Consider the following 25,004-nt stretch of genomic DNA (forward strand, 5'->3'; position numbering starts at 1 on the left):
CTGTGGAGGCCCATTACCTCCCGGCCATTCGACTGGGTGGCTGGCAGGGCCCCATCGAGCTGGTCGCTCCCGGGGACCCCGTGGACCTGGCCGGGGCCGCCGGCCTCCTCCTCACGGGGGGCGACGACATCCACCCCTGCCGCTGGGACCCCGCCGAGCCCCTCCACCCCACCGCCGAACCCGACGCGGCCCGGGACGCCCTGGAGCTCCCCCTGGCCCGGGCCGCCTGGGAGCGCCGCCTGCCCATCCTCGGCATCTGCCGGGGGGAGCAGCTCCTGAATGTGGCGCTGGGCGGCACCCTGATCCAGGACATCCCCTCCCACTACGGCTGCCATCCGGGCCTCCACCGCCTGGGCTCCTCCCAGGAGGGCCCCCGGCTGGCCCACGGCGTCGAGGTGGACCCCGGCTCCCGCCTCCGGGCCCTGGTCGGCCCCGGGGAGGTGTTCGTGAACAGCCGCCACCACCAGGCCGCCGGCCGCCTGGCTCCGGTCCTTCGTTTGTCTGCTTGGCATGCCGCCACCGAACGGGACGGCCAACCGCTGGTGGAGGGGATCGAGGCCCCGGACCCGGACCGATGGGTGGTGGGCGTCCAGTGGCACCCCGAGAACCTCGTCACCCTGGACCACCCGGCCGGCGTCTCCGCCCTGGGCCTCTTCCGGGGCTTCGCGCAGGCCCTGGGGGGCCGGTGAGCCTGGCCCCCCTCCCCATCGACGCCCACCTGCCGGCCATCCTGGAGGCCCTGCGCACCCGGGGGCGCCTCGTGCTGGGCGCCGAACCCGGCGCCGGAAAGACCACCCGCGTGCCCCGGGCCCTGCTGGACGCCGGCCTCCTGGACGCGGGGGAATGCTGGGTCCTGGAGCCTCGACGGCTGGCTGCGCGCCTTGCCGCGGGCCGGGTCGCCGACGAGCTGGGGGAGCCCCTGGGCGGGACCGTCGGGTACGCCGTGCGCTTCGAGCAGAAGGCCTCCCGGCGCACCCGCATCCGCTTCGTCACCGAGGGGCTCCTCCTGCGCCGCCTCCAGGACGACCCCCAGCTGCGGGGCATCTCCGCCGTCCTCCTGGACGAATTCCACGAGCGCCACCTCCAGACGGACCTGGCCATCGCCCTCCTGCGGCGGCTCCAGGCGGGCCCCAGGCCGGACCTGCGGCTGGCCGTCATGAGCGCCACCCTGGACGCGGAACCGGTGGCGGCCTATCTGGACGCGCCCATCCTCACCTGCCCCGGGCGCCCCTACCCCATCGAGATCCGCCACGCCCCCCGGCCCACCCAGGCCCCCCTGGAGGACCAGGTGGCCGCGGCCGTGGACCGCCTCCACCAGGAGGGGCTGGACGGGCACATCCTCGTCTTCCTGCCGGGCGCCGCGGAAATCCGGCGGGCCCTCCGGGCCTGCGAGCCCATCGCCCAGCGGCACGGCCTGCGCCTCCTGCCCCTGCACGGCAGCCTCTCCCCGGAGGCCCAGCAGGCGGCCGTCGCGCCCTCCAGCCAGCCCAAGGTCATCCTCAGCACCAACGTGGCGGAGAGCTCCGTGACCCTGGAGGGGGTCGCCGCCGTCGTGGATTCGGGCCTGGGGCGGGAGGCCTTCCATTCCCCCTGGTCCGGCCTGCCGGGCTTGCGGACCGTGCGCATCAGCCAGGCGCGGTGCGTCCAGCGGGCGGGCCGAGCCGGCCGCACGGGCCCCGGCCGCTGCGAGCGCCTCTTCACCCAGCCGGAGTTCCATGCCCGGCCCGCCTTCGACGCCCCCGAACTCCAGCGCACCGACCTCGCCGAGCCCCTGCTGGCCCTGGCCGACCTGGGCCTCGACGGCCGCGCCCTGGCCTGGTTCGAGGCCCCGCCCCCGGAGGCCCTGGCGGGCGGCGAAACGCTCCTGGAACGCCTGGGCGCCCTGGACGCGGCCGGCGCCATCACCCCCCTGGGCCGCCGCATGGCCCGCCTACCCCTGCACCCCCGCCTGGCCCGGCTCGTCATCGCCGGCCAGGACGCCGGCATCCCCCACCTGGCCCGCCTCGCGGCGGTGCTCCTGGAGACGGGGGACCTGGGCGCCCGGCAGGACCTGGGCCCCCGCCCCGGGTCCCCGGGCCACGCCCTGGACTCGGACCTCCTCGCCCGCCTGGATCAGTTCACGGACCGGCACGGCGCCGATCCCGCGGCCCTGCGCCAGGCCCGCCTCGCCTTCCAGGCCCTGGGCGGCGGCCCCCTGGAAGCGGACGAGGACGCGCTCCTGAAGGCCCTGCTGGCGGCCTACCCCGATCGGGTGGCGAAGGTGGGCGGCCAGGGAACCTGCTCCCTGGCCGGAGGCGGGGGCGCCCGCCTGGGTCCGGCCTGCCGCGTCCGCCGGGCCGAATGGATCCTGGCCCTGGAGGCCGAGGGCCAGGGCGCCCAGGCCGTGGTCCAGGCCGCCAGCCGGATCGAGCCCGACTGGCTCCTGGACGCCTTCCCGGACGCCATCCGCGAGACGGAGGTCCTCGCCTTCAACGCCTCCGCCGGCCGGGTGGACCTCCAGAGCTGCCTCTGGTTCCAGGACCTGCCCCTCCTGGAGAGCCGCAGGCCGGCCCCGCCCGGCCACCCCGGCGCCTCCGAGTTGCTGGCCCAGGCCGCCCCGGTCCCGGATACCCTCGACCCCCTCCTGGCCCGCATCGCCTTCCTGCGGGGCGTCCGCCCCGACCTGGGGATCCCGGAGGATGACGCCCTGCGGCGCGCCCTCATGGTCCAGGCCTGCTCGGGCCTCGCCTCCCTCCGGGAGCTCGGCGGGACCGATTGGACCCAGGTCGCCCGGCAGGCCCTGGGCGGGGAGGCCGCCCGGCTCCTGGAGACCTGGGCCCCCGAGACCGTCCAACTGGGCAAACGCAAGGTCCGCGTCCACTACGACGGCGCCCAGCCCTGGCTCGAATCCCGCCTCCAGGACTTCGCGGGCCTGAAGGCCGGCCCCCGCGTCGCCGGCGGCGCCGTCCCCGTCGTCCTCCACCTCCTGGCCCCCAATCACCGGGCCGTCCAGGTCACCACGGACCTGGCGGGCTTCTGGCAGCGGGCCTACAAGGAGCTGAGACCGGCCCTCTCCCGCCGGTACCCGAAGCATGCCTGGCCGGAGGTCCCGGACCGGTGAGGGATCAGGCCGGCTCCGGCCCGGTCAGGAAGCCGCTTCGCCCAGGATCTCCCGCTCCAGGCTCTGGAGGCGCTTGATCCGCGCGAAGTGCCCGGGCTCCTGGGCGAGCTCCTGGGGGGTCCCCCGCTGGGCGGCGGCGCCGTCCTCGAGCACCAGCACCTGGTCGCACAACTCGGCCACGAAGACCCGGTGCGTGGCCAGCACCAGGGTGGTGTCCCCCAGGAAGCCGCGCAGGTTCTCCAGGATGCGGCTCTCCGTCTCCGCGTCCACGGCGGAGAGGGCGTCGTCCAGGATGAGGAGGCGGGGCCGGCGCAGCAGGGCGCGGGCCAGGGCCGTGCGCTGGCGCTCGCCGCCGGAGAGGATGACGCCGCGCTCGCCCACCACCGTGTCCAGCCCCCCGGGGAGCCGCCGGATCAGGTCGTCCAGGCACACGACGCGCGCCACCTCCCACAGGTCCTCCTCCGGGGCCCCGGGCCGGCCCAGGGCCAGGTTCTCGCGCAGGGAGAGGGAGAACAGGAAGGCCTCCTGCGGCACCCAGCCGATGCCGGCCCAGTGCGACCGCAGCCGCCCCTCGTCCAGGGGCGCCCCGTCCAGGAGGAGGCTGCCCCCCTGGAGGGTGCGGAGGCCGGCCAGCATCTGGAGCAGGACCGTCTTGCCCGAGCCGATGCCGCCCACCACCGCCAGCCGCGAGCCCGCGGCCAGGTCCAGGTCCAGGGGGCCGACGCCCCGGCCCGACTCGAAGCGGTGGACCGCCCCCTCCAGCTTCAGGGCCGCGGGACCCGCGGGCACCTCCACCTCGCCGGGGGCGGGGAGGAACGGGGTCGCGTCGTGGAGGACCTGGTCGATGCGCTCCTGCCCGGCGCGGCCGCGCTGGAAGAGGTTGGCGCTCCAGCCCAGGCTCATGATGGGCCAGGCCAGCGTGGCCAGGTAGCCCGTGAAGGCCGTGAGGTCGCCGAGGGTCAGCTGCCCCTTGAGCACCAGGGAGCCGCCGTAGGCCACCAGCACCAGGGCCGCCATGGCCGCGGTGAGGGCGGAGAGGGGCATGTAGGCCCCGTACAGCATGGTCTGGGCGATGCCCATGCGGGCCTGCTTCCGGCTCAGCCCCTCGAAGACCGACACCCGCAGGTCCTCGAGGCCGAAGGCCTGGACCACCTTCTCGCCGCTGATGGTCTCGTGGCTGAAGGTGTTGAGCTGGGAGTTGACCAGCTGGATCTTCTGCTGGAGCCGGTGGCTCCATTTCCCGATCACGTAGAAGCCCCCCGCCAGGAGGGAGAAGGGCCCGATGACCGCCATGGCCAGGCGGGGGCTGGCGTGGAGCATCAGGAAGAAGGTCATGGGGAGCAGGCTCGCCGTCTGGAGCAGGCTCATGAGCCCGGGCCCCGTGGCCATGCGCACGGTGTTGACGTCGTCGCCCATCCGGCTCATGAGATCGCCGATCCGGCTCTGCTCGAAGAACGCGAAGGACCGCGCCAGGAGGGAATCGTACAGCTCCTGCCGCTGCAGGCGCTCCACCTCCCGGGAGAGGCCGATGAGGATGTTGCGCATCAGGTACCGGCCGACCCCGGCCACGATGGTGAAGGCCAGCATCCAGGCCAGGGCCCGGCGGCTGGCCGGATAGGCCCCCGTCTCCAGGGCGTGCACAGCCCGGCCGCTCCAGTAGGGCACCCAGGCGGCCGCCAGGCTGCACAGGATCGTGGCCGAGAAACCCAGGACGAGGCTCCGCCGGTGGGGCGCCACCAGCTTCCACCACCAGGGCGCGCGAACGGATGAAGGTGCTGCCACGTTTCCTCCCGGGATCAGTGTACCCTGCCCTGGTTGGAGGCCCCATGATCCAGACCGGCACCCCCCTTCCTGCGTTCGCCCTCCAGGACGACCAGGGGACCACCGTCACCCCCCACACCCTCCAGGGTGCCTGGACCGTCCTGTACGTCTACCCCAAGGACGCCACCCCCGGCTGCACCACGGAGGCCTGCGACTTCCGGGACGCCTGGTCCCGGGTCCAGGCGGCGGGCGCCCGGGTCTACGGCCTGTCCCGGGACTCGGTGGCCTCTCATGTCAAATTCATCGAAAAGCAGGGCCTTCCCTTCCGGCTCCTCTCCGACCCCGACAAGACCCTCCTGGCCCCCCTGGGGGCCTGGGGCCGGAAGGTCATGTACGGCAAGGAGGTGGAGGGCATCATCCGCTCCACCTTCCTCGTCGATCCCGCGGGCGTCGTCCGCCACGTGTGGCCCAAGGTGAGCGTGAAGGGCCACGTGGAGGCGGTGCTGGCCAAGCTGGCCGAACTCAGTCGCCCATGATGCTGAAGCCGCCGTCCACGTAGAGCACCTGGCCGGTGACGCCCCGGGACAGGGGGCTCAGCATGAAGAGGGTGGCGTCGGCCACCTCCGCCGTCTCCGTGTCCCGCCGCAGCGGGGCGCGGTTGCGGTGGTGGCGCTGCATGCCGCCGAAGCCCGAGATGCCCGAGGAGGCCAGGGTCTTGATGGGGCCCGCCGAGACGGCGTTGACCCGGATGCCCTGGGGGCCGAGGTCGCTGGCCAGGTAGCGTACGCTGGCCTCCAGGGAGGCCTTGGCCACGCCCATCACGTTGTAGTTGGGCACCACCCGGGTGCTGCCCAGGTACGAGAGGGCCACGACGGAGCCCCCCTCGCCCATGAGGCCCTGGGCGCTCTGGCAGAGGGCCGCGAGGGAGTAGGCGCTGATGTCGTGGGCGATGCGGAAGTCCTCGCGCGTGGTGGCGACGAAGCTCCCCTCCAGGGCCGCGCGGGGCGCGTAGGCCACGGCGTGGACCAGGAAGTCCAGATGCCCCCAGACCCGCTTCAGGAGTTCGAAGGTCATGAGGATCTGCTTGTCGGACGTCACGTCCATGGGAATGAGGATGGGATTCTCAAGACCCTCCGTCAGTTCGCGCACGTTCTTGCCGAGGCGCTCGTTCTGGTAGGTGAAGGCCAGTTCGGCCCCCTCCTCCATCAGCCGCTGGGAGATCCCCCAGGCGATGGACCACTTGTTGGCGACCCCCACCACCAAACCGCGCTTGCCTTTCATGAGCATGGCCGCCTCCCTTCCATTTGCGACAAAGGCTCAAAATACCCCAAACGGGTCCCGGGTGCCACCTTGGCCTATACTCCCTGCATGATCCGCCGGACCGCATTCCTCCTCCTGGCCGGCGCCCTCGGGGCGCAGGCGGCCTACTCCCCCCGCGTCGACCTGGACGCCGGACGCTACCTGAAGGCCCAGGCCGAGGCCGACGCCGTCCTGGCCCGCGATCCCAACAACGCCCTGGCCCTCGCCGCCCGGAGCCAGGCGCTCACGGCCCTGGTGCGCCTCCCCGAGGCCCTGGCCGACGCCAACCGGGCCCTGGCCCTCCAGCCCGGCCTCGCCGACGGCTTCCTGGCGAGGGCCCTGGCCCGGGCCGGCCTCGCCCTCCAGCAGAAGAACCTCGGCACCCTCCGGGGCGTCTCCGCGGCCATGGACGACCTCCGCGCCGCCGTGAAGGCCGACCCCACCCTCGCCGCCGCCTGGATGGCCCTGGGCGTGGCCTACCAGCAGCTCCCGGGCATCCTCGGCGGTTCCACCCGCCGGGCCCATGCCTGCGCCGAGGCCCTGGACCACCTCAACCCCGTCAAGGGCGCCACCCTCCGGGGCACCGTCCTGGCCATGGACGGCGACTGGTCCGGCGCCGAGCGCGCCTTCGGGACCGCCTTCGCCATCGCCCCCCGCGATCCCGACCTCATCTACGCCTACCTGGACGCCCTCGGGAGCCGGGAGACCCGGAAGGCCCTGGGGGAGGAGGCCCAGAAGACCCGGCTCTCCCAGGAGGCCACCCGGCTCCTCCCCGCCGCGCGAAGCAACGCCCGGGCCCTCTCGGGCGTGTGCGACGCCCTGCTGGACGCGGGCCGGGGCCAGGAGGCCTGGGCCGCGGCCTCGGCGGCGATCCCCCACGCCGACGCCCCCAGCGTCCTGCGCCTGGAGCTCGGCAAGATCGCCGCCCGCAGCGGCGTCAACCGCGAGGCGGGCCTGGCCTCCCTCGACCAGGTGCTCCGGGAGCCCCTGGAAGGCGGCACCGGCGGCTACGGCACCGCCCACTGGCGGAAGGGGCAGATCCTGAAGGACCTGGGCCGGAAGGCCGAGGCCCGGGCCGCGGCCCAGGCCGCCCTGGCCCTGGACCCGAAGGATTCCAGGGCCCAGAAGCTGCTCAAAGAAATTTCCTGAAAAGGCCATCCATGGCTGGCATGGTGGAATGAACCAGCCCGGCCATGCCCATGAGCGCTTCCCCCATTCCCTTCAACCGTCCCGTCCCCGCCGGCCGGGAGGCGGAGCACCTCCAGGCCTGCCTGGCCTCCGGACGCTGGTGCGGCGACGGCCCCTGGACCCGCAAGGCCCAGACGATGCTGGAGGCCTCCCAGGGCTTCCGCAAGGCCCTCCTCACCCCCTCGTGCACCGCCGCCCTGGAGATGGCCGCCCTCCTCTCCGGGGTCGGTCCCGGCGACGAGGTCATCCTCCCTTCCTACACCTTCGTCTCCACGGCCAACGCCTTCGCCCTGCGCGGGGCCAGGCTGGTGTTCGCCGACAGCCTCGCCACCCACCCCAACCTCGACGCCGCGGCCGTGGAAGCCCTGGTCACCCCCAGGACCCGGGTGATCGTGGCCATGCACTACGGCGGCACCGCCTGTGACATGGACGCCCTGGAGCGGCTCGCGGAGCGCCATGGGCTCCTTCTCGTCGAGGACGCGGCCCAGTGCATCGGCGCGCGCCACCAGGGCCGACCCCTGGGGAGCATCGGCGCCTTCGGGACCTTCTCCTTCCACGAGACCAAGAACGTGGCCTGCGGAGAAGGCGGGGCGCTGGTCGTCAACGACCCCCGCTTCGACCTGAAGGCCGAGATCGTCCGGGAGAAGGGCACGAACCGCGCCGCCTTCTTCCGGGGGGAAGTCGACAAGTACGGCTGGGTGGACCTCGGATCCAGCTACCTGCCCTCCGAATTCGCCGCCGCCGTCCTGGTGGCCCAGCTCGAGGAGCTGGACCGGATCAACACCCGGCGCATCGCCCTCTGGGAGCGCTACCGCGAAGCCCTCGCCCCCCTGGCCCGGGCCGGCCGCATCGCCCTGCCCGAGCTGCCCGAAGGCCACGGCCACAACGGCCACGTCTTCTACGTCGTCACCCCCGACCTCGCAACCCGGACCCGCCTGATGGCCCACCTCAAGGCCGACGGCATCAGCGCCGTGTTCCACTACCAGAGCCTCCACAAGAGCCCTTACTTCCAGGACCACCACGACGGCCGCCCCCTGCCCAACTCGGACCGGTTCTCCGATTGTCTGCTCAGGCTGCCTTTGTTCGCATCCCTGACCGACGAGGAGGTGGACCGGGTGGTGGCGTCGGTCACGGCGCACCTCTCCTGAATACACCCGGCGGAAGGCCGAAGGGAGGCTTGGCCCAGGGGTTCCCCGTGCCGGCAGGACGGTTCTGTCATCATGGAGGGAAACCCGCCACCTTTATCCAAGGCCACGCATGACTTCCAGCAGTTCCGACCCCCAAGCCGGCCTCCGTCCGTCCCGCTTCCCCAGGGTCCTTGGGTGGGCGGCCCTGGCCATCCTCGGCCTCGCCTCCCTTCATCTCGCCACCCACCGCATCCTGCAGGTGGACGAGGCCCAGCAGGTCAACCAGGCCTGCATCCTCGCCCGGGGTGAGGCCGCCCGGTATTTCGTCTACGCGCCCTTGCACCATCTGGGCCCCATGGCGTGGATCGCCAAGGCCTGCCACACCTCCAAGTCCCTCTTTCTCCTGAACCGCCTCCTCTACCTGGCGGTGTTCTGGGTCAACATCGCCCTGATTGGCAGGATCTGCGCGGGCGGGTGGCGGTCCCGGTCCATCCTGGGCTGGACGCTGGGCGCCGCGACGATCGTGCCCCTCTGGGACTATGGTTTCGAGATCCGCCATGACAACGTTCTGTTGACCGGGCTCCTCCTCGGTTGGCTCTGCCTGATGCGCCGGTGGCGCCACCCTTGGGCGGCCTTCCTCATGGCTGGCCCCCTGGCCGTTGCCCTCCAATTCCTGTCCTTCAAATCCTTCCTCTACTGGGCCCCCTTTCTCCTGGTCCTGCTGGTGGCGCCCCCGCCCTCCCTGGCCTCCATCCGGCCCTTGCGGCGTCTGGGCCTCCTGTTGGCGGGGTTGGGGGCGGGTCTGGTCGCCGTCCGGGGCATCTACGCGTTGAGCGGCGGCTGGCATGATGCGATCCAGGGATTCGGGATGGGGGTGGCCAGTTCCGTGGCCACCACCCGATTCTCGCCGCTGCCGGTGCTCGCTCGGCTTGCCCGCCAGGCCCCCCTGCTTGTGGCCGGCGGCCTGGGGCTCGCCCTTTCCTGGGCGCTGACCCGGCGGAAGGCCGGCAGCTCCACCTTGACCTGGGTGGCTCCCTTCCCCGAGTTGGCGCTCCTGGCCTTCCTGCTGGCGGCCTTCGTGGTCAACCCCACGCCCTTCCCCTACAACCTCGTCCTGTTCGCGCCCTTCCTCCTGGTCGCCAGCGCCGCCCTCCTCCGCGCACCCGAATGGGGCGTCCTGGCCTCCCGCCCCGTCCTGCCGGCGACGCTGGCCGTCCTCGCGGCGTGCCATCTGCTGCCCTTCCTCCTGCTGACGGCGAGGCACTTCGAGAAGACCCAGGACCGGCAGATCCGCATCCAGGAGGCGGCGGAAGCTCTGACCGATCCTGCGACCGACCCCGTGTTCGACGGCACCGGCCTGGTCCCGACCCGTCACCCAGTCGGTTACCAGTGGCTGATTCATTCGATCACCTTGGGCCGGTTCAGGGATGGAACCTGGCCGTCCATCCTGTCCTTGCTGGAGTCCGATCCTCCCCCCGTCGTCATCCCCAACTACCGACTGGACAGCCTGAGCCAGGACGAGCAGGCCTTCCTATCCGCCCACTACATCCCGGTCGCGGACGACCTGCTGGTCGCGGGCCAGGTGCTTCCCGCGGGCGCCACCACCTGGACGTGCCTCCACCCTGGCCGGTATCAGATCTTCCACGAAATCCAGCCCGGGGGCGTGGCCCAGCCCGGGGTGCTCAGGATCGACGGCAGGGACTATGCCAATCCCGTCATCCTTTACATGGACAAGGGCGATCACCGGGTGGAGTCCAGGGGGGCCACGAGGAAGGTGGTGGCCTGGATCGGGCCCCGGCTGACCACGATGCCGCAGCTCGAGCTCGGCGACCATCGCGAACTGTTCATCAACTGGTACTGATGGGCCTTTGAACCATGTCCCCCCGTCCCTTCCTCCTGTCCATCGTCACCCCCGCCTACCGCTGCGAGGCCTGCATCGAGGAGCTGTACCGGCGGGTCGTCGAGGCCGTCGGCGGCATCCCGGGCGCCTCCTTGGAACTGATCTTCGTCAACGACGGCAGTCCGGAACGGGACTGGGAGGTTATCAGCCGACTCGCCGACCTCGACCCGAGGGTCAAGGGGATCAACCTCTCCCGCAATTTCGGCCAGCACCACGCCATCGCCGCGGGCATGGACCACGCCCAGGGGGACTGGATCGCCGTGATGGATTGCGACCTCCAGGACCAGCCCGAGGAGATTCCCAGGCTGTTCGAGCATGCCTGGAAGGAGGGCTGGGACGTGGTCTTCGCGCGCCGAATGGATCGCCAGGACACCTGGCTCAAGGTCTCCCTGTCCCGCTGCTTCAACCGGCTGGTCAACACCCTCAGCACCCTCCCCATCGACCCCGCCATCAGCAACTTCTCCATCGTCACCCGACAGGTCGCGGACAGCTACCGCCGCATGAGGGAGTGTTCCCGCTCCTACGGCCTGGGCATCCTCTGGTGCGGCTACAAGGTGGGCTATGTGCCCGTGCGGCACGGCTCCCGCTTTGCCGGCGCATCGGCCTACAGTTTCGGTCGCTCCCTGCAGCTGGCCATGGAGTCCATCACCTCGCTGTCCAACAAGCCGCTCCGGATGGCCATCAACCTGGGCTTCGGGATGGCGACGCTGGCCTTCCTGTACGGGATCTACCTGATCATCCGGTACCTGTTCTGGGCCATTCCCGTGGCCGGATGGACCACCATCACCGTGTCCCTCTACTTCCTGTCCGGTGTCATCCTCGTCGTGCTCGGCATCCTGGGCCTCTACCTCGGGAAGGTCTTCGACGAAGTCAAGGCCAGGCCCATCTACCTGGTCCGGGAGACCCGGAACGTGGACGGCACCCCGAATTGCGACCAAGCCAACGGTCTGGAGGCGTGACCGTGGCCAGGACCCTGCTCGATTTCCTCGCTTCCGCCGCCCGCCCCGAGTGGGCGGACCGAGTCGCCCTTGTGGAGCCGAAACGCACCTTCACCTTCGCCCAGGTCCTCGCGGCGGCCCACGCCTATGGGGCCGCCATCCGGTCGCGGGGCCTCGACCTAGGGAGGCCGGTGGCGGTCTTCCTCCCCAAGTGCGCGGAGGTGGTGTTCGCGAACCTGGGCGGCATGCTGGCCGGCGCCATGTTCTCGAACCTGGACGTCAAGTCGCCGAACCGGCGCATCAAGAACATCCTCGACAACCTGGACCCGGCTCTGGTCGTGACGTCCAGAAGCCTGGCTTCCAGACTCCAGGAAGCCGGGCTGGAGCCCTCGCGCCTGCTCCTCCTCGAGGACCTGCCCGAAGGGCTGCCCGACGAGCGCCTGCCCCTCCCGGCGCGCGTCGATACGGATCCCGTCTGCATCATCAACACGTCCGGTTCCACGGGGACGCCGAAAGGCGTCGTCCTCCATCACCGGGGCACCGTCGATTTCATGGATTGGGTCTTCGATACCCTGCCGGTCGACGGCAGCGAGCGCATCGGGAGCCTCTCGCCCTTCCACTTCGACATCTACCTCCTCGAGCTCTTCCTGTGCCTGGGCCGGGGGGCCACCCTCGTCCTCATTCCCGAATCCCACGCGGCCTTCCCCGCCGCCCTGATGGCGTTCCTGCGGGACATGCACATCAGCTTCCTGTTCTGGGTCCCCTCCATCCTGGTGGCGATCGCGAACCAGGGACTGCTCGAGGAGATTCCGCTTCCCGGCCTCCGGACGGTCTTCTTCGCGGGCGAGGTCTTCCCCACCCGCCATTTCAACCGTTGGCGGAAGGCCCTGCCCGGGGTCACCTGGGTCAATCTCTACGGCCCCATCGAGATCCACGTGGACTGCACCTACTTCATCGTCGACAGGGCCTTCGCGGACGACGAGCCCCTCCCCATCGGATTCCCTTGCCGGAACACGGACATCCTCATCCTTGACGAGGAAGGCCGGTCCTGCCCCGATGGCCTCCAGGGAGAACTGTGCGTGCGGGGTTCCTCCCTGGCCCATGGGTACTGGAACGACCCGGAGAAGACCGCCAGGGCCTTCGTCCAGAATCCCCTGAACCGGGCCTACCCCGAGACCATCTACCGCACCGGCGACCTCGTCTGGCGGAATCCGCGCGGGGAGATCATGTTCGTCGGCCGGAAGGATTACCAGATCAAGCACCTGGGGTACCGGATCGAGCTCCCGGAGATCGAGCACCAGGCCCTCCAGGTGCCGGGGGTGGCCCAGGCCTGCGTGCTCTACAACCAGGGACGGAAGGAGATCACCTTGTTCTACGAGGCCCAGGATCCTTCGGTGACCCCGGCCAGGGTCCGCGCGGCCTTGGCGGAGGCCTTCCCCAAGTACATGGTTCCGACCGCCTACCATCCCATGGACGCCCTCCCCCGCAATCCGAACGGGAAGATCGACAGGAGCGGACTCGCCGCGGGCCTGGAGGGACCGGCCTCATGATCCCGGTTCCGTCCCCGGAGGTCCTGGTGGAGGCTCTGGCCTCCACACGGGCGGCGGCGGCGGCCTACCACACCAACCTGTTCCTGAACCTGGACCAGATCGCCGGCTGGTTCGCGGAAGGTGGGCTGGCCTGGATGCGTGGCCCGGGGGCCGTCCTGGTCAGGCAACGGGAGGCCGGACTCGACCGCCTGTTCCACGCCGCCACCTGCCCCGGGGCCCTGGCCGAAGCCTTGGCCCGCCTTCCCGAGCCGCCCAGAACCCAGCCCTGGGTGTCCGACCTCGTCGGGCGGCCCGAGGCCCTGACGGACGTAGCGGGGATCTACGCGGCCTGCGGGTTCCGTCACCACCGTTCCCTCCTGCGCATGATCCGCGTGGGCACCCCTCTCCCGGCACCGCCGGACCCCTCGGTCTGCGACGAGGCCCTTCCTGGCCAGGCCGACGCCGTCGTGGCCATGCTCCGCCGGCTCCTCGATCCCCTTGCGGAGCGCATCCCATCCCCCCGGGAGGTGGCCCGGTGGGCGGCGGACGGCGAGATGCTCACGGTCCGGCGCGGGGACACCCTGGCGGGAATGCTCGCCTACCACGTGCAGGGCCGGTCCGCCCATCTGCGTTACTGGCACGTGGATCCGCGGTTCCGGGGCGGGGGCGCGGGCTCGGCCCTGCTGCGGACGTTCCTGGACAGGACCCGGGGCTGCACCCGCCAGACCTTGTGGGTCCTGGCCCACAATGCCGACAGCATCGCCAAGTACGCGCATTACGGGTTCCACATGGACCCGGCCGTCGACATGATCATGGTGAAAGGGGCCGCCGGCCCGGGAGGCATCGCATGAGCAGAGTCCTGGACATCCTGAAGGACATCCGGCCCGAATTCGACTTCTCCACCTCCACGGACTTCATCGAAGACGGCATGCTCGATTCCATGGACGTCGTCACCCTGGTCTCCGAACTGGACAAGGCCTTCGGCATTTCCATCGCGGGAATCGACATCCTTCCGGAACATTTCTCGAGCCTCGAGGGCATCCATGCCCTCCTCGAGCGCTACGGGGTCAAGCCATGATGCTGGCTTTCGAGGATTGCGCCATCACCGGCCTGCTGACGGTCCTGCCCGAACATGAACGGACCTTCCTGGAAGAAATGGAAGCCTACAAGGCTCCGCTCAAGCGTTCCCTCAAGCTGAAAGAGGTCATGGGATACGACCGCCACCGCATCGTGGACGGCCCGGTCTGCGCCTCCGACCTGGTCTGCCGGGGCCTCGAGCACCTGTTCGAGCGGGGCCTGCTCGAACGGGACGGCTTCGACGCGCTCATCCTGGTGACCCAGTCGCCGGACCACTTCATCCCGCCGACCAGCAATGTGGTCCAGGGGCGCCTCGGCCTCGGCCACGATGTCCTCTGCCTGGACATCAACCAGGGATGCGCGGGCTTCCTGATCGGCCTGATGCAGGGCTTCCTCCTGCTCGCCCAGCCTTCCATCCGGAAAGTCGTCGTCGCCAATGCGGACCTGCTCAGCCGGAAGGTCTCGAAGCAGGACCGCAACAGCTGGCCGCTCATCGGCGATGCCGCCTCCATCACCGTGCTCGAGCGGCGCCCGGGGGCGCCCAGGATCCACCTGAGCCTGAAGATGGACGGCACGCGCCGGGAGGCCTTGATGATCCCGGCAGGGGGGTTCCGCCAGCCGTCCAGTCCCGGGACCGCCGTGATGGCCGAGGATCCGGAAGGCAACCTCCGGGCTCCGGACAACCTGGTGATGGACGGCTCCGCCGTCTTCAACTTCGTGCAGGTCGAGGTCCCGCCCCTGGTGGAGGACCTGCTGGCCCGCGCGGGCAGGGGCCTGGACACCATCGACACCTTCCTCTTCCATCAGCCGAACCGGTTCATGCTCGAGAAGCTCGCCGACCGGATGGGAGTCCCCCGGGAGCGGATGCCCAACAACATCGTCGAGCACTACGGCAACTCCAGCGGGGTGACCATTCCGCTGGCCCTCGCCCACAACCACCGCGCCGAGGTGCTGTCCGGGACCCTGCGCACCTGCTTCGCGGGGTTCGGCGTAGGCCTGACCTGGGGCGCCATGCTGGCCGACGTAGGCCCGCTCAGGTTCTGTGAGATGATCGATTTCAAATGACGGGAGGCACCATGGATGAGTTTCTGAACCGCCTGAAGGAGACCCTCGACGTCGACGAACTCGGGCCGGACACCGTCCTGGAGGACCTGGAGGAGTGGGATTCGCTGGCCGCCCTTTCCGTGATCGCCCTTCTCAGCAGCCAGTACCGGGTGAACCTTCCCGCCGCCGACCTCAAGGGCGGAAAGACCGTTCAGGCGCTTTTCGATGGCGTGATGGCCCGGAAGGGCAACTGATCCATGGCCCAGGCCGCCGGATCCATCCTCGTCACGGGCGCCTCCTCCGGCATCGGGGCCGCCGTGGCCCTCCGGCTGTCGGAATCGTCCCCGCTCGTACTCGGGGGACGGGACCTCCCGCGACTCGAGCGGACCGCGGCCCAGTGCCGCCGTTCCCACCCCGCCCGTTCCTGGGCCTACGACCTCCAGGACCTCGCAGGGCTTCCCGAGGCCGTGGCGGCCCTGGCCCGGGAAGGCCCCATCTCCGCCTTCGTCCACTGCGCCGGGTCCGTGAACCCCCTTCCGCTGCGCAACGTCACTCCCGACCAGCTGCTGGAGCCCCTGACCCTCCATGTCCTTGCCGCCGCGGAGATCGCCAGGCTGCTGTCGCTCAAGCGCATCAATGGATCCAGCCTCACGTCCATCGTGCTCATCGGCAGCATCTGGGGCCCGTTCGCCGCGAAGGGCCATACCGCGTATGTCGTCAGCAAGGCCGCCCTGGAGGGTCTGACCCGGGGCCTGGCCGTGGACCTGGCCCCCCGGGTGACGGTGAACGCCGTCCTGCCCGGCGCCGTGGACACCCCCATGGCCGGGCGGGCCCTGGAGGACCCCCAGGTCCGGACCCGCCTGGAGACGGATTATCCGCTCGGGATCGGCACCCCCGAGGCCATCGCCGGAGCCGTGGCCTTCCTGCTCTCCCGTGACGCGGGCTGGATCACCGGCCAGTCGCTCACGGTGGACGGCGGGCGCACCATCCATCTCCCCCTCAAATGATCCGGGGCGCGCATGCATGACCTGAACCTGTTCCTCGCCTCCGATGGATCGTGGATCACCTCGTCGGACCTGCGCCGGGCCCTGGAAGCCTCCGGGGCGGGCGGCTGTCCCGTGCTCTACATCCACACCGGCATGACCTTCGGCCTGCCCAACCTGGAGCTGCCGAGAACGCGGCTGCTGGACCACCTGCACCAGCTCCTCCAGGAACTCGGCGCGGAAACCCTGTGCCTGCCTGCCTTCACCTTCAGCTTCTGCGCCGGCGAGGCCTTCGACGTGGCCCGGTCCCGCTCCCGCATGGGGGCCCTGAACGAGCACCTCCGGCTGCTGCCGGGCGCCGCGCGGTCCGTGGATCCCCTCATGTCCAACGTGGTCCTGGGCCCCGGACGGGACCTGATCCTGGAGGTGGGGCGCCATTCCGTGGGGGCGGGGTCGACATTCGACCGCCTTCACGCGAAGGGGAAGGACGTCAAATTCCTGTTTTTCGGCACCACCCCGCGGGAATGTTTCACCTACACCCATTACGTCGAGGAACGCCTGGATGTCCCGTACCGGTACCGCCGGCCATTCAAGGGACGCATCCAGGAGGGGGACCGCTCCCGGGAGGAGACCTACACCCTGTTCGTCCGGTACGCGGGCGTGGTGCCGGCCGACGACGGGCTCCTGCAGTCCACCCTCCTGGACCGCGGGCACCTGAGGTGGGTGCCGTGCGGCGACAGCAGCATCTCCTGTGTCGGGGAGCCCGAGGCCTGGGAGACGATCCGGGAGCACCTGACTGCCGACGTCCACGCCTACATCGCCCACGATCCGATGGACCGGGACACCACCTTCCCCGTGGCCAGGATGGTGGCCCTGTGAACCCTCCCCTTCTCCTCCACTGGGCGGACGCATGCTGAAAGCGGTCCGGATTCCCATCGACTCGGACGTCCTGGGACGGAACGTCGTCGCCCTGACGATCCCCGAGCCCGCCCCCGGCTTCCGGGCCTTCGAGGCGGACTATGTCGCCCAGTTCGACCCCGGCTACGCCTATGCCAAGGTCCCCCTGGCCTCGATTCCGCTCATCCACGGCCTGGAATCGGAGGGGTTCCAGTGGATCGAGTGCCAGATCCAATCCTCCGTCAGGCTCCGCCGCCCCTTCGACGTGTCCGCGTTTCCCGGCTACGCCTTCGAACAGGTTGAGCGGGAGGAGGATCTCGCGGAGGTCCTGGACATCGCAGCTTCGACCTTCACCCACGACCGGTGGTCCATCGATCCCGGCCTGCCGCCGGGACTCGCCGGGCTGCGCTATCGCGCCTACGTCCGGAACTCGCTCCAGGACCCCAGGGAGCGGGTCTACCGCCTGAGGGACCTGGCCACGGGGCGGGTGCTGGCCTTCAAGACCCATCGCCTCCAGGAGGACGGCAGCGTCCTGTTCCTGCTGGGCGGCGTCCATCCCGAGGTGAAGGCCATGGGCCTCGGCCTGCTCAACGAGTACCTGGAGTTCAACGTGCTCTTCGAGGCGGGTGTCAGGCGTGGCATCACGCACATCTCCGCGGCCAACCACGCTGTGTTCAATCTGGAAATCGGCCGCCTGGGCTTCCGGGTCCTCCAGACGTCCGCGGTGCTGAGAAAACTCTATCCCTAGGCCCTCCCTGCCGTGCACTGGCTGCTGACCTCCCTCGCCCTCCAGCTCCTGGTTCTCGTCCTGGCCAAGATGGCTGCGCTCCGGATGCGTCCCTTCACCCTGGACAACCTGCTCCACAACCCGCCCCTCCTGGCCTCGGTCCTCTGCCTGGCCTGCCAGGCCCTGATCTGGCCGCTGGTCCTCCGCCGATACCCCCTCTTCTGGTCCTACCTCGCGACCACTTTGGTTTTCGTGGCCATCCCGGCCGTGAGCCATTGGGTGTTCGGCGAACCCCTATCGGCCGGGAACCTGGCGGGCGCGATCACCATCGCCGCGGGCCTCCTGGTCCTGCTCTCGGACCGCCGGGAGGCCCGCCATGATTGAGCGGCTTCTCTATGCCTATCTGGCCGTCCTGCTGACCGCGGTCGCCCAGGTCCTCCTGAAGCGCAACGCGACCCGGACGCGCGGAGCTTCCTGGCTGATGCTCTACGGGTCCCCGGCGGCCCTCGCGGCCTGGACGGCCATGGCGGCGGCCTTCCTCGTGAACCTCTACGCGTACGCCACCCTGCCCCTGCGGTTCGCGGCCGTGGTGCAGCCGTTCAACTACGTGCTGGTGGGGGCCTTCTCCTGGGTCTTCCTCGGCGAGCGGCTGAGCCGCAGACAGTGGGCGGGAGCCGCCATCATCCTCGTCGGGGTCGCCCTGTTCAACCTGTAGTCAGGAAATGTCCAGGATCCCGCCATAGCGTTCGACGTCACGGATGATCCGGTGCCATTTCTCCAGTTCCCGGTACCAGGTCAGGGTGATGGTCTGATCCCCCACCTGGACCCGTCCCTCCTCCAGGGCCCGCCAGATCTCCTGGGCGCCTTCCGCCGCCGTCCACTGGGCCTGCCACCCCAGGGTCCGCTCGATCTTCTTGAAGTCCACGCGATAGGAGCGGTGATCGGGGTCCCCGTACCAGGCGATGGTGACGGGCTTCGGCATGACCCCCACCATCTCCTCGGCCAGCGGCCCCAGCTGGTAGTTGTTCCGGTCGGAGCCCACGTTGAAGATCTGGCCGTTGATCCGGGCCGGGTCGGCCTCCAGGAGGAGGCACATCACATCCGTGGTGTCCTGGACGTGGACCATCGGGCGCCACTGCGTCCCATCCCGCATGAGGGGGATGACGCCGTTCTTCCAGGCACCCAGGGTCATGCCGTTGATGGCGAGGTCGAAGCGCATGCGCGGAGCGTGCCCATAGACCGTCGCCTGGCGGATCACGACAGCCGTGAAGGCGTCGTCCGCCAGGGGCAGGACGGCCTGTTCGGCGAGCTCGTTGGCCCGGGCATAGGTGGTGAGCGGATTCGTCGGTGCCGATTCGTCCACGGCCCGGTCCCCCCCCTGGAACCCGTAGATGCTGCAAGAGGAGGGGAGGATGTAGCGCTTCACCCCCATCCGCTTGGCCAATCGCGCCGTCGCCGCGCGGGCCCGGTGATTGATGGCCGCGGTCGCGTCCTGGTACAGCTCTCCGCTCGGGTCGTTGGAGATGGCCACCAGGTCCACCACGCCGTCGATCCCTTCGAGGTGCGAGGCCTGGATCCGGCGGGCGTCCTCGATGACGCAGGTGAGGCCGGGCGCGTCCTGAAGCTTGTCCCGCCCGAAGAAGAACCGGTCCAGGGCCCGGACCTCGTAGCCCTTGCCCAGCAACTTGGGCACCAGCACGCTGCCGATGTAACCGCCCGCGCCGGTGACGAGGATCCGTCCCTTCATCGCGTCTTCCCTTCCAGGGCCAGGCCCGTGATCCGGTTCCCGCAGGCCAGCATCATCGCGTTGGCCTCGGCGAGGCTTTCGAACGTCCCTGCGTCGGTCCAGCCCCCCTCGACGATGTCGTAGGCCAGTTCCCCCAGCTGGATGTACCGGTTGTTGACGGAGGTGATCTCGTACTCCCCTCGGGGGGAGAGGCCCATGGTCCGGAGGATGTCCCACACCTGGGGGTCATAGCAGTAGGCGCCCACGACCGCGTAGGGGCTCTTGGGGCGCTCGGGCTTCTCTTCGATCTCGATGACCTGCTTTTCGTCCAGGGCGGCCACCCCGTACCGGGAGGGCTGATCCACCGACTTGAGGAGCACCCGGGCGCCCCGCCCCTGGGCCAGGAAGCGGTCCACGAACCCGGCGATGGAATGGGTGAAGATGTTGTCGCCCAGGAGGACGGTGATCGGCCGGTCCCCCGCGAAGTCCTCGCCCAGGGCCAGGGCGTCCGCGATGCCCAGGGCCTCCTCCTGGACGCGGTAGGTGAACCGGGCGCCGAAGTCCTTGCCGCTTCCGAGGAGCCGAACGATCTCCCCCATGTGTTCGGTGCTCGTGATGATGAGGATGTCCTGGATGCCCGCCCCCACAAGCTGGCGAACAGGATGGAAGATCATGGGCTCCAGCCCCACGGGGAGCAGGTGCTTATTGGTTACCTTGGTGAGGGGGTGGAGGCGGGTGCCCTTCCCCCCTGCCAGGACAATGCCTTTCATGCCGGTGAGTTTCACGGGACGCCCTTCAGGGTCCAGCCACGGACTGGTTCCTTTAGACGTTACAAGATCCGCCCCCCCCTTTCGACCGCCTTCGCGCCCCGGCGCCAATAATTAACCATTCGTCCTCCCCCGGGGGCTCACCTGCCGCGTTGCGTCCAGGAAGGTGACGCGAGACGGCAGGTCCAGGTCGGAAACGGTCGATCCCCGGGCGGACCCGAAAACTTCTTCTTCCCATGAAAAACATGTAGGGCTATGGTTATGCCTACAAACCCGGCTGCCCTTCCAATCCTGGTACCGCCATTGCTTGGGATAGGGGTCCGCGACAAAAAAAGGAGCAATCATGAAGAAACAGTCCGGCTTCACCCTCATCGAGCTGCTCTTGGTGCTGGCCATCATCGGCATCATCAGCGCGATCGCCATCCCCGCCCTGCTCAGCCAGCGCGCCCGGGCCCGTGACAAGGCGGCCATCGAGAACCTGACCGGCGTCATCGGCGACCTGGTCGGCCAGTACGACAAGCTGAAGGAGGCCGGCAACACCACCATCAAGACCTCCCTCGAGACCTACCTGACCAACAACCACAGCAAGGACAAGAACCCCTGGAATCCCGCCAACGCGGCCTATCCCTCCACGATCACCTCCGCCGCCGGCGGCTCCGCCACCCAGTCCGCCTTCCTCGGGACCATCGGCGCCCCCAGCAACAACGGCTCCATCGCCCTGGCGATCCAGTTCCCCACCGGCACCACCCCCGGCTTCATCGGCGGCGCCGTCAAGCTCGGCAACACCGTCAACAACAGCACCACCTTCAAGAAGGCCACGGCCATCGAGTAGTCCCCGGCCGGTCTTGCTAGACTCGAAAGGAGAGGGCCCGGCCCTCTCCTTTTTTTGTTCCACCACGTCGAGGTGCCGCTTCATGAACCTTGGAAGGGATGTCCGTCCGACCCGCCTCATCGCCGTGCTGCTCATCGGCCCCGCCTTCCTGGTGGCCCTGGTGCTGATGGCCCTCCTGCGCTTCCACCTGGCGGACGCGGGCATCAATGGCTTCCTGGCCATGTCCTTCACCCTGAAGCCCATCAAGGCGTTCGGCGTCCAGTACGGCCTCCGCATCCTGCTGCCCGTGTATGTGATGGCGGGCCTCTTCAGCTGGATCCTCGCGTACCTCCCGGGCCTGCTCACGCGGCCCGCCTGGAGCCGGGACTGGAAGGGCCGGCAGGCCTTCGCCATGGGCGCCTCCGCCCTCCTGTGGGCCCACCTCGTCCTGTGGTGGAAGGTGCCCACGGCCCTGTGGGTGCTGCCCGGCTTCCGCGCCCTCCCCTTCTGGCTCCTCTTCCCGGTGCTGGTGGCCCTGGCCCTGGCCTACCCGATCGGGTGGCTCCTGCGGCAGGCCCCCGCGACCCCCGGCCGACGGGGGCTGACCCTGGCGGGGTGGCTGGTCCTGTGGACCGCCCTCCCCCTGCTGCCGGGCTGGCTCCCCCGCCCCGCCCCCGCGGCGCGCCCGGGCGACCGGAAGTGCCAGGTCCTCATGGTCGGCCTGGACGGCCTGCGCTCCGATACCTTCCTCGAAAGCGCCGGCGGCCTCCAGGGCCTCCGGTACCGCAACGCCTACACCCCCATCCCCGCCACCCGCCTCCTCTGGCACCTCCTGTGGGGGGGCGATCCCCTCTTCTACACCATCGGCCACGTGGGGGCGACCCTCGACGAGATCCGCCAGCCCCACGGGCTCACCCTCATCCGGGACGCCTACCAGCAGGGGGAGAAGCCCCGGTTCTACATGGATGACGGGGGCACCATCAGCCTCGCCGGCCGCCACGTGGACATGGACGACGTGATCACCCCCGCCGCCGGCTGGGAGAACTTCGTGAACTCCAACCTGGCGGTGGGCTTCCCCATCTACGCGGTGTGGGAGAACTGGCTGAAGCCCTTCCCCACCACCAACCCCTGGGCGCCCCACGAGGCCGGCCTGAAGGAGGCCCTCCGCCTGGGCCGGGGGAGCGGCTGGGTGATGTTCCATTCCTGCCTCGCCCACCAGCCCATCTTCCTGGACCGCCAGGAGCTGAAGGGCGTCCATCGCTGGTGGGCCATGAGCCCGGCCGCCTTCGAGCCCCGGGCCTCCGTCCAGCAGGTCAAGCCAACGGACGTCCAGGCCCCCGACCCCCGGCGGAACCCCTTTCTCGCCTACAAGATCCGCATGAACAGCATCCTGAGGGCCTGGGAGCCCATCTGGAACGGCCTCGCCCGGGATCCGGACTACGCCGGCGCCGCCCGGTTCCTCTTCTCCGACCACGGGGAGCGCTTCCGGACGGTGGTGGACGGCTTCCAGCTCCAGGGCAACCACGGCTACGGCCTGGACCCCTGGGAGCTCCGCTGCGCCTTCCTCGCCGCGGGCCCCGGCTTCTCGGACCGGGTCGAGCCCCAGCCCCGGGAGGCCACGATCAGCCTCCTCGCCCTGCGGATGGCCGTGGCCCACTGGCTCCGGACGAAGGAAGCCCCCACGGCGGCCATCCTGGAGCGCCAACTGCCCGTCGCCCCCGTGCGCTACCACTCCGTGGGCAGCGACGCCTTCGGCAAGGAGCCCTTCGACTTCAAGTGCGAGCCCGAGAAGGACCTCGCCGTGAACACCTACGTGGCGCCCGAGGGGATCTGGTACCTGGAGTACACGAAGAGCGCCGAGGAGCGGGCCCATGACGCCAGCGTCGCGCGGGCCGAGGGGAGCGCCCTCACCGTCTTCCGCCCCCTGAAGGCGGGCGGGGCCATGGAGTTCGTCTACGACGGCTACGAGATGAAGAAGGCCCGGGAGGTCGACGAGGCCACGTTCCGGAAGGAGAAGGCCGCCGTCGAGGACCTCCTGAAGGCCTCGACGGAACCGAAGCCCTGAGCCGGCCCCCGCCGCCGCCTCCCCGGGGAGGCGGCGGCGGGGACTGCGGGCCTAGGCCAGGTCCAGGGCCTCCCAGCTCACCTTGAAGTGGTCCAGGATGCCCTGGCGCTCCTGGCGCTCCTGCTCGGCGATGCTGGCGTAGGGCCGGAGGAAGACCACGCGCCGGACCCCGCGCCGCACCAGAGCCCGGGTGCAGGTCAGGCAGGGCTCGTCGGTGACGTAGGCGGTGTGGATGGGGCCGTCGCAGAAGCCCAGGGCGTTCTCCTCGGCGTGGCTCGTGTGGAGGCAGCGCATGCCCTCCCCGCAGGTCTCGGGGGTGCAGTGGGGCATGCCAGGGAGGGCGCCGTTGTAGCCGCCGGAGGCGATGCCGCCGTCGGAACGGAGCAGGACGCACCCCACCTTCAGGCGGCAGCAGGTCCCCAGCCGGCTCAGCTCCAGGGCCATGCGGAGGAAGACGTCGTCCTTGAGGGCCGCGCGGCTCATGGGGGGCCTCCTAGCGATTGGGAATCACCTCGATGTCGATGTGATGCACGGGACCGTCGTTCCGTTCCTGCCACTGCACGTGGGCGCCCAGGGCGCGCGCCAGCTGATTGACGCCCTCGCGGGTCTCGGCCTGGAGCGCGGCCCGGAGTTCCGCGTGGAGGGTGAGGCGGATCTGGGCCCCCTTCAACCGCTCCCCCTGCCGGGCCATCTCCCGATACACGGCCAGGACCACGGTCTCGGCGCTGAGCCGCCGTCCCGATCCCTCGCAGTGGGGGCAGGCGGAGGTCAGGAGGCGCTCGAGGCTGGGTCCGGTGCGCTTGCGGGTCATCTCCACGAGGCCGAAGTCGCTGATCTCCACGGCCCGGGCGTGGTTCCGGTCGCGCTCCAGCTCCTCCTGGAGGCGTTTCATCACCGACTCCCGGTGGGCCGGGTCCATCATGTCGATGAAGTCGATGACGACGATCCCGCCCAGGTTGCGGAGCCGGAGCTGCCGGACGATCTCCGGGATGGCCTCCATGTTGGCGAGGAAGACGGTCTCCTCCAGGTCCTTCTTGCCGACGAACTTGCCGGTGTTCACGTCGACGCTGACGAGGGCCTCGGTCTGGTTGATGACGATGCTGCCGCCGTGCTTGAGGAAGACCTTGGGCTGGCGCGCGGCCTCGATCTCCTTCTCGATGGCGAAGGCCTCGAAGATGGGCAGGTCGCTGGTGAAGTGCTTGATGCGCCCCACCCACTCGGGGTGCAGGCGGCTGACGAAGTCCACGACCTCGCGGTAGGTGTCGTCCCGGTCCACCCAGAAGCTGGCGACCTCCTCGCGGAAGAGGTCCCGCAGGACCTTCTGGAGGAGCCGGAAGTCCTTCCACACGAGGCTGGGGGCCGGGAGGCTCTGGCAGTTGGCCTGGAGGTCGCTCCACAGCTCGCGCAGGTAGGTCACGTCGCCGATCAGGTCCTCGTCCTTCTCGCCGATGGCGGCGGTGCGGACGATGAAGCCCTCGCCGGGCTGGGCATGGGCCTTGATCAGGTTCCGGAGCCGCTCGCGTTCGGCGGGATTGGTGATCTTGCGGGAGATGCCCACGTGCTCGATGCCGGGCATGAGCACCAGGAACCGCCCCGGGAAGCTGATGTGGCGGGAGAGGCGGGGCCCCTTGCTGCCGATGGGGTCCTTGACCACCTGGACGAGGATCTCCTCCCCCTCCTTCACGGGGGGCAGGGGCACCGGCGCGGGGGGCAGGTCGGAACCCTCGGCGGCCTCGTCCTCGTCGGCGGCCTCCTCCGTGGGGAGCCGGTGGGTCTCGGGCTCGTCCAGGTAGAGGAACCCGTCCTTGGCGCCCCCGATGGAGACGAAGGCGCTCTGCATGCCCTGCAGGAGCTTGGCCACCCGGCCCTTGTAGACGTCGCCCACCTGGCTCACCTGGGTGGTGCGTTCGATGAAAAGTTCGCAGAGCTGCCCGTTCTCGAGAAGCGCGATGCGCATCTCCAACGGGGTCGCATTGACCACGAGGGACCGTCGGACTTCCATGGCTTTTACCTCTTCAGAAGTCGGCGGAACCGCCTCGCGCGATCCCCCAGTCACTCCCGGCCG

The 25,004-nt window shown here is 70.0% G+C and carries 25 protein-coding genes; 19 read left to right on the plus strand and 6 right to left on the minus strand.

What is annotated here, in order from left to right:
- The first annotated feature begins 2 nt into the window (after nucleotides 1–2).
- Together R2J75_RS18620 and hrpB are read left to right on the plus strand one after the other, a co-directional pair.
- Nucleotides 3–689 (plus strand): gamma-glutamyl-gamma-aminobutyrate hydrolase family protein, encoded by a 687-nt coding sequence (locus R2J75_RS18620; protein WP_243346445.1) that lies wholly within the window; start codon nucleotides 3–5, stop codon nucleotides 687–689.
- Nucleotides 686–3,100, plus strand: coding sequence for an ATP-dependent helicase HrpB (gene hrpB, locus R2J75_RS18625; RefSeq protein ID WP_243331699.1), 2,415 nt, complete (start codon nucleotides 686–688; stop codon nucleotides 3,098–3,100). Before R2J75_RS18620 ends, hrpB begins: the two co-directional genes overlap by 4 nt.
- Before the next feature lie 24 nt (nucleotides 3,101–3,124).
- On the opposite strand, the gene R2J75_RS18630 is transcribed toward hrpB, so the two are convergent.
- Entirely contained in the window at nucleotides 3,125–4,882 is a 1,758-nt protein-coding gene (locus R2J75_RS18630; protein WP_243331701.1) for an ABC transporter ATP-binding protein, read from the minus strand.
- Between the two features lie 44 nt (nucleotides 4,883–4,926).
- Between R2J75_RS18630 and R2J75_RS18635 the strand changes: the two genes are divergently transcribed.
- Nucleotides 4,927–5,397, plus strand: a complete 471-nt coding sequence (locus R2J75_RS18635) for a peroxiredoxin (protein ID WP_243346447.1) — start codon at nucleotides 4,927–4,929, stop codon at nucleotides 5,395–5,397.
- Here the strand turns inward: R2J75_RS18635 and R2J75_RS18640 are convergent.
- On the minus strand, nucleotides 5,384–6,148 hold the full coding sequence (locus R2J75_RS18640) for an enoyl-ACP reductase FabI (RefSeq protein ID WP_243331705.1): 765 nt from the start codon (nucleotides 6,146–6,148) through the stop codon (nucleotides 5,384–5,386). The two genes, R2J75_RS18635 and R2J75_RS18640, sit on opposite strands and share 14 nt — an antisense overlap.
- A gap of 63 nt (nucleotides 6,149–6,211) precedes the next feature.
- Between R2J75_RS18640 and R2J75_RS18645 the strand changes: the two genes are divergently transcribed.
- From R2J75_RS18645 to R2J75_RS18710, 14 genes are all read left to right on the plus strand, one after another.
- On the plus strand, nucleotides 6,212–7,309 hold the full coding sequence (locus R2J75_RS18645) for a tetratricopeptide repeat protein (RefSeq protein WP_316410781.1): 1,098 nt from the start codon (nucleotides 6,212–6,214) through the stop codon (nucleotides 7,307–7,309).
- Between the two features lie 50 nt (nucleotides 7,310–7,359).
- A complete protein-coding gene (gene rffA, locus R2J75_RS18650; RefSeq protein WP_316410782.1) occupies nucleotides 7,360–8,496 on the plus strand; it encodes a dTDP-4-amino-4,6-dideoxygalactose transaminase in 1,137 nt (378 codons plus the stop codon).
- Between the two features lie 109 nt (nucleotides 8,497–8,605).
- Nucleotides 8,606–10,336, plus strand: coding sequence for a hypothetical protein (locus R2J75_RS18655; protein WP_316410783.1), 1,731 nt, complete (start codon nucleotides 8,606–8,608; stop codon nucleotides 10,334–10,336).
- Between the two features lie 14 nt (nucleotides 10,337–10,350).
- Nucleotides 10,351–11,334 carry a glycosyltransferase family 2 protein gene (locus R2J75_RS18660; protein WP_316410784.1) on the plus strand — a complete coding sequence of 328 codons (984 nt, stop codon included), beginning with the start codon at nucleotides 10,351–10,353 and terminating at the stop codon, nucleotides 11,332–11,334.
- Between the two features lie 2 nt (nucleotides 11,335–11,336).
- On the plus strand, nucleotides 11,337–12,863 hold the full coding sequence (locus R2J75_RS18665) for an amino acid adenylation domain-containing protein (protein WP_316410785.1): 1,527 nt from the start codon (nucleotides 11,337–11,339) through the stop codon (nucleotides 12,861–12,863).
- On the plus strand, nucleotides 12,860–13,693 hold the full coding sequence (locus R2J75_RS18670; protein ID WP_316410786.1) for a GNAT family N-acetyltransferase: 834 nt from the start codon (nucleotides 12,860–12,862) through the stop codon (nucleotides 13,691–13,693). The genes R2J75_RS18665 and R2J75_RS18670 overlap by 4 nt, the downstream gene beginning before the upstream one ends.
- Nucleotides 13,690–13,920, plus strand: coding sequence for an acyl carrier protein (locus R2J75_RS18675; RefSeq protein ID WP_243331738.1), 231 nt, complete (start codon nucleotides 13,690–13,692; stop codon nucleotides 13,918–13,920). Before R2J75_RS18670 ends, R2J75_RS18675 begins: the two co-directional genes overlap by 4 nt.
- Complete coding sequence (locus R2J75_RS18680; RefSeq protein ID WP_243331740.1) at nucleotides 13,917–14,984, plus strand: 3-oxoacyl-ACP synthase III family protein; 1,068 nt, start codon at nucleotides 13,917–13,919, stop codon at nucleotides 14,982–14,984. The genes R2J75_RS18675 and R2J75_RS18680 overlap by 4 nt, the downstream gene beginning before the upstream one ends.
- 11 nt (nucleotides 14,985–14,995) lie before the next feature.
- Entirely contained in the window at nucleotides 14,996–15,217 is a 222-nt protein-coding gene (locus R2J75_RS18685; RefSeq protein WP_243331742.1) for an acyl carrier protein, read from the plus strand.
- A gap of 3 nt (nucleotides 15,218–15,220) precedes the next feature.
- Nucleotides 15,221–15,970 carry an SDR family NAD(P)-dependent oxidoreductase gene (locus tag R2J75_RS18690; RefSeq protein WP_243331743.1) on the plus strand — a complete coding sequence of 250 codons (750 nt, stop codon included), beginning with the start codon at nucleotides 15,221–15,223 and terminating at the stop codon, nucleotides 15,968–15,970.
- Between the two features lie 12 nt (nucleotides 15,971–15,982).
- Entirely contained in the window at nucleotides 15,983–16,825 is an 843-nt protein-coding gene (locus R2J75_RS18695; protein WP_316410787.1) for an AAC(3) family N-acetyltransferase, read from the plus strand.
- Between the two features lie 31 nt (nucleotides 16,826–16,856).
- Nucleotides 16,857–17,591 (plus strand): hypothetical protein, encoded by a 735-nt coding sequence (locus tag R2J75_RS18700; RefSeq protein ID WP_243331746.1) that lies wholly within the window; start codon nucleotides 16,857–16,859, stop codon nucleotides 17,589–17,591.
- A gap of 12 nt (nucleotides 17,592–17,603) precedes the next feature.
- Nucleotides 17,604–17,954, plus strand: a complete 351-nt coding sequence (locus tag R2J75_RS18705; protein ID WP_243331748.1) for a hypothetical protein — start codon at nucleotides 17,604–17,606, stop codon at nucleotides 17,952–17,954.
- A complete protein-coding gene (locus R2J75_RS18710) occupies nucleotides 17,947–18,285 on the plus strand; it encodes an EamA family transporter (RefSeq protein ID WP_316410788.1) in 339 nt (112 codons plus the stop codon). The genes R2J75_RS18705 and R2J75_RS18710 overlap by 8 nt, the downstream gene beginning before the upstream one ends.
- Here the strand turns inward: R2J75_RS18710 and R2J75_RS18715 are convergent, their stop codons facing one another.
- Both R2J75_RS18715 and R2J75_RS18720 read right to left on the minus strand, forming a co-directional pair.
- Entirely contained in the window at nucleotides 18,286–19,317 is a 1,032-nt protein-coding gene (locus R2J75_RS18715; protein ID WP_316410789.1) for an NAD-dependent epimerase/dehydratase family protein, read from the minus strand. It lies immediately after the preceding gene.
- Nucleotides 19,314–20,066 (minus strand): sugar phosphate nucleotidyltransferase, encoded by a 753-nt coding sequence (locus tag R2J75_RS18720; protein ID WP_316410790.1) that lies wholly within the window; start codon nucleotides 20,064–20,066, stop codon nucleotides 19,314–19,316. The genes R2J75_RS18715 and R2J75_RS18720 overlap by 4 nt, the downstream gene beginning before the upstream one ends.
- A gap of 340 nt (nucleotides 20,067–20,406) precedes the next feature.
- Between R2J75_RS18720 and R2J75_RS18725 the strand changes: the two genes are divergently transcribed.
- Entirely contained in the window at nucleotides 20,407–20,895 is a 489-nt protein-coding gene (locus R2J75_RS18725; protein ID WP_316410791.1) for a prepilin-type N-terminal cleavage/methylation domain-containing protein, read from the plus strand.
- Between the two features lie 82 nt (nucleotides 20,896–20,977).
- The gene (locus tag R2J75_RS18730) at nucleotides 20,978–22,939 is read left to right on the plus strand and encodes a hypothetical protein (RefSeq protein ID WP_316410792.1); all 1,962 of its coding nucleotides are present in this window, start codon (nucleotides 20,978–20,980) and stop codon (nucleotides 22,937–22,939) included.
- Nucleotides 22,940–22,990: 51 nt separating this feature from the next.
- Here the strand turns inward: R2J75_RS18730 and R2J75_RS18735 are convergent, their stop codons facing one another.
- Both R2J75_RS18735 and R2J75_RS18740 read right to left on the minus strand, forming a co-directional pair.
- Complete coding sequence (locus R2J75_RS18735; RefSeq protein ID WP_243331755.1) at nucleotides 22,991–23,422, minus strand: deoxycytidylate deaminase; 432 nt, start codon at nucleotides 23,420–23,422, stop codon at nucleotides 22,991–22,993.
- A gap of 10 nt (nucleotides 23,423–23,432) precedes the next feature.
- On the minus strand, nucleotides 23,433–24,941 hold the full coding sequence (locus R2J75_RS18740; protein ID WP_243331757.1) for an Rne/Rng family ribonuclease: 1,509 nt from the start codon (nucleotides 24,939–24,941) through the stop codon (nucleotides 23,433–23,435).
- Between the last annotated feature and the right edge of the window lie 63 nt (nucleotides 24,942–25,004).

The organism is Mesoterricola sediminis, assembly GCF_030295425.1.
Classification (GTDB): domain Bacteria; phylum Acidobacteriota; class Holophagae; order Holophagales; family Holophagaceae; genus Mesoterricola; species Mesoterricola sediminis.

What these genes read in the sequence shown, in the direction of transcription:
- R2J75_RS18635 (WP_243346447.1), top strand. Translation starts at nt 4,927, where the DNA reads ATGATCCAGACCGGCACCCCCCTTCCTGCGTTCGCCCTCCAGGACGAC.
- R2J75_RS18640 (WP_243331705.1), bottom strand. Translation starts at nt 6,148, where the DNA reads ATGCTCATGAAAGGCAAGCGCGGTTTGGTGGTGGGGGTCGCCAACAAG.
- rffA (WP_316410782.1), top strand. Translation starts at nt 7,360, where the DNA reads ATGAGCGCTTCCCCCATTCCCTTCAACCGTCCCGTCCCCGCCGGCCGG.
- R2J75_RS18655 (WP_316410783.1), top strand. Translation starts at nt 8,606, where the DNA reads ATGACTTCCAGCAGTTCCGACCCCCAAGCCGGCCTCCGTCCGTCCCGC.
- R2J75_RS18660 (WP_316410784.1), top strand. Translation starts at nt 10,351, where the DNA reads ATGTCCCCCCGTCCCTTCCTCCTGTCCATCGTCACCCCCGCCTACCGC.
- R2J75_RS18670 (WP_316410786.1), top strand. Translation starts at nt 12,860, where the DNA reads ATGATCCCGGTTCCGTCCCCGGAGGTCCTGGTGGAGGCTCTGGCCTCC.
- R2J75_RS18675 (WP_243331738.1), top strand. Translation starts at nt 13,690, where the DNA reads ATGAGCAGAGTCCTGGACATCCTGAAGGACATCCGGCCCGAATTCGAC.
- R2J75_RS18680 (WP_243331740.1), top strand. Translation starts at nt 13,917, where the DNA reads ATGATGCTGGCTTTCGAGGATTGCGCCATCACCGGCCTGCTGACGGTC.
- R2J75_RS18685 (WP_243331742.1), top strand. Translation starts at nt 14,996, where the DNA reads ATGGATGAGTTTCTGAACCGCCTGAAGGAGACCCTCGACGTCGACGAA.
- R2J75_RS18690 (WP_243331743.1), top strand. Translation starts at nt 15,221, where the DNA reads ATGGCCCAGGCCGCCGGATCCATCCTCGTCACGGGCGCCTCCTCCGGC.
- R2J75_RS18695 (WP_316410787.1), top strand. Translation starts at nt 15,983, where the DNA reads ATGCATGACCTGAACCTGTTCCTCGCCTCCGATGGATCGTGGATCACC.
- R2J75_RS18700 (WP_243331746.1), top strand. Translation starts at nt 16,857, where the DNA reads ATGCTGAAAGCGGTCCGGATTCCCATCGACTCGGACGTCCTGGGACGG.
- R2J75_RS18710 (WP_316410788.1), top strand. Translation starts at nt 17,947, where the DNA reads ATGATTGAGCGGCTTCTCTATGCCTATCTGGCCGTCCTGCTGACCGCG.
- R2J75_RS18715 (WP_316410789.1), bottom strand. Translation starts at nt 19,317, where the DNA reads ATGAAGGGACGGATCCTCGTCACCGGCGCGGGCGGTTACATCGGCAGC.
- R2J75_RS18720 (WP_316410790.1), bottom strand. Translation starts at nt 20,066, where the DNA reads ATGAAAGGCATTGTCCTGGCAGGGGGGAAGGGCACCCGCCTCCACCCC.
- R2J75_RS18725 (WP_316410791.1), top strand. Translation starts at nt 20,407, where the DNA reads ATGAAGAAACAGTCCGGCTTCACCCTCATCGAGCTGCTCTTGGTGCTG.
- R2J75_RS18730 (WP_316410792.1), top strand. Translation starts at nt 20,978, where the DNA reads ATGAACCTTGGAAGGGATGTCCGTCCGACCCGCCTCATCGCCGTGCTG.
- R2J75_RS18735 (WP_243331755.1), bottom strand. Translation starts at nt 23,422, where the DNA reads ATGAGCCGCGCGGCCCTCAAGGACGACGTCTTCCTCCGCATGGCCCTG.
- R2J75_RS18740 (WP_243331757.1), bottom strand. Translation starts at nt 24,941, where the DNA reads ATGGAAGTCCGACGGTCCCTCGTGGTCAATGCGACCCCGTTGGAGATG.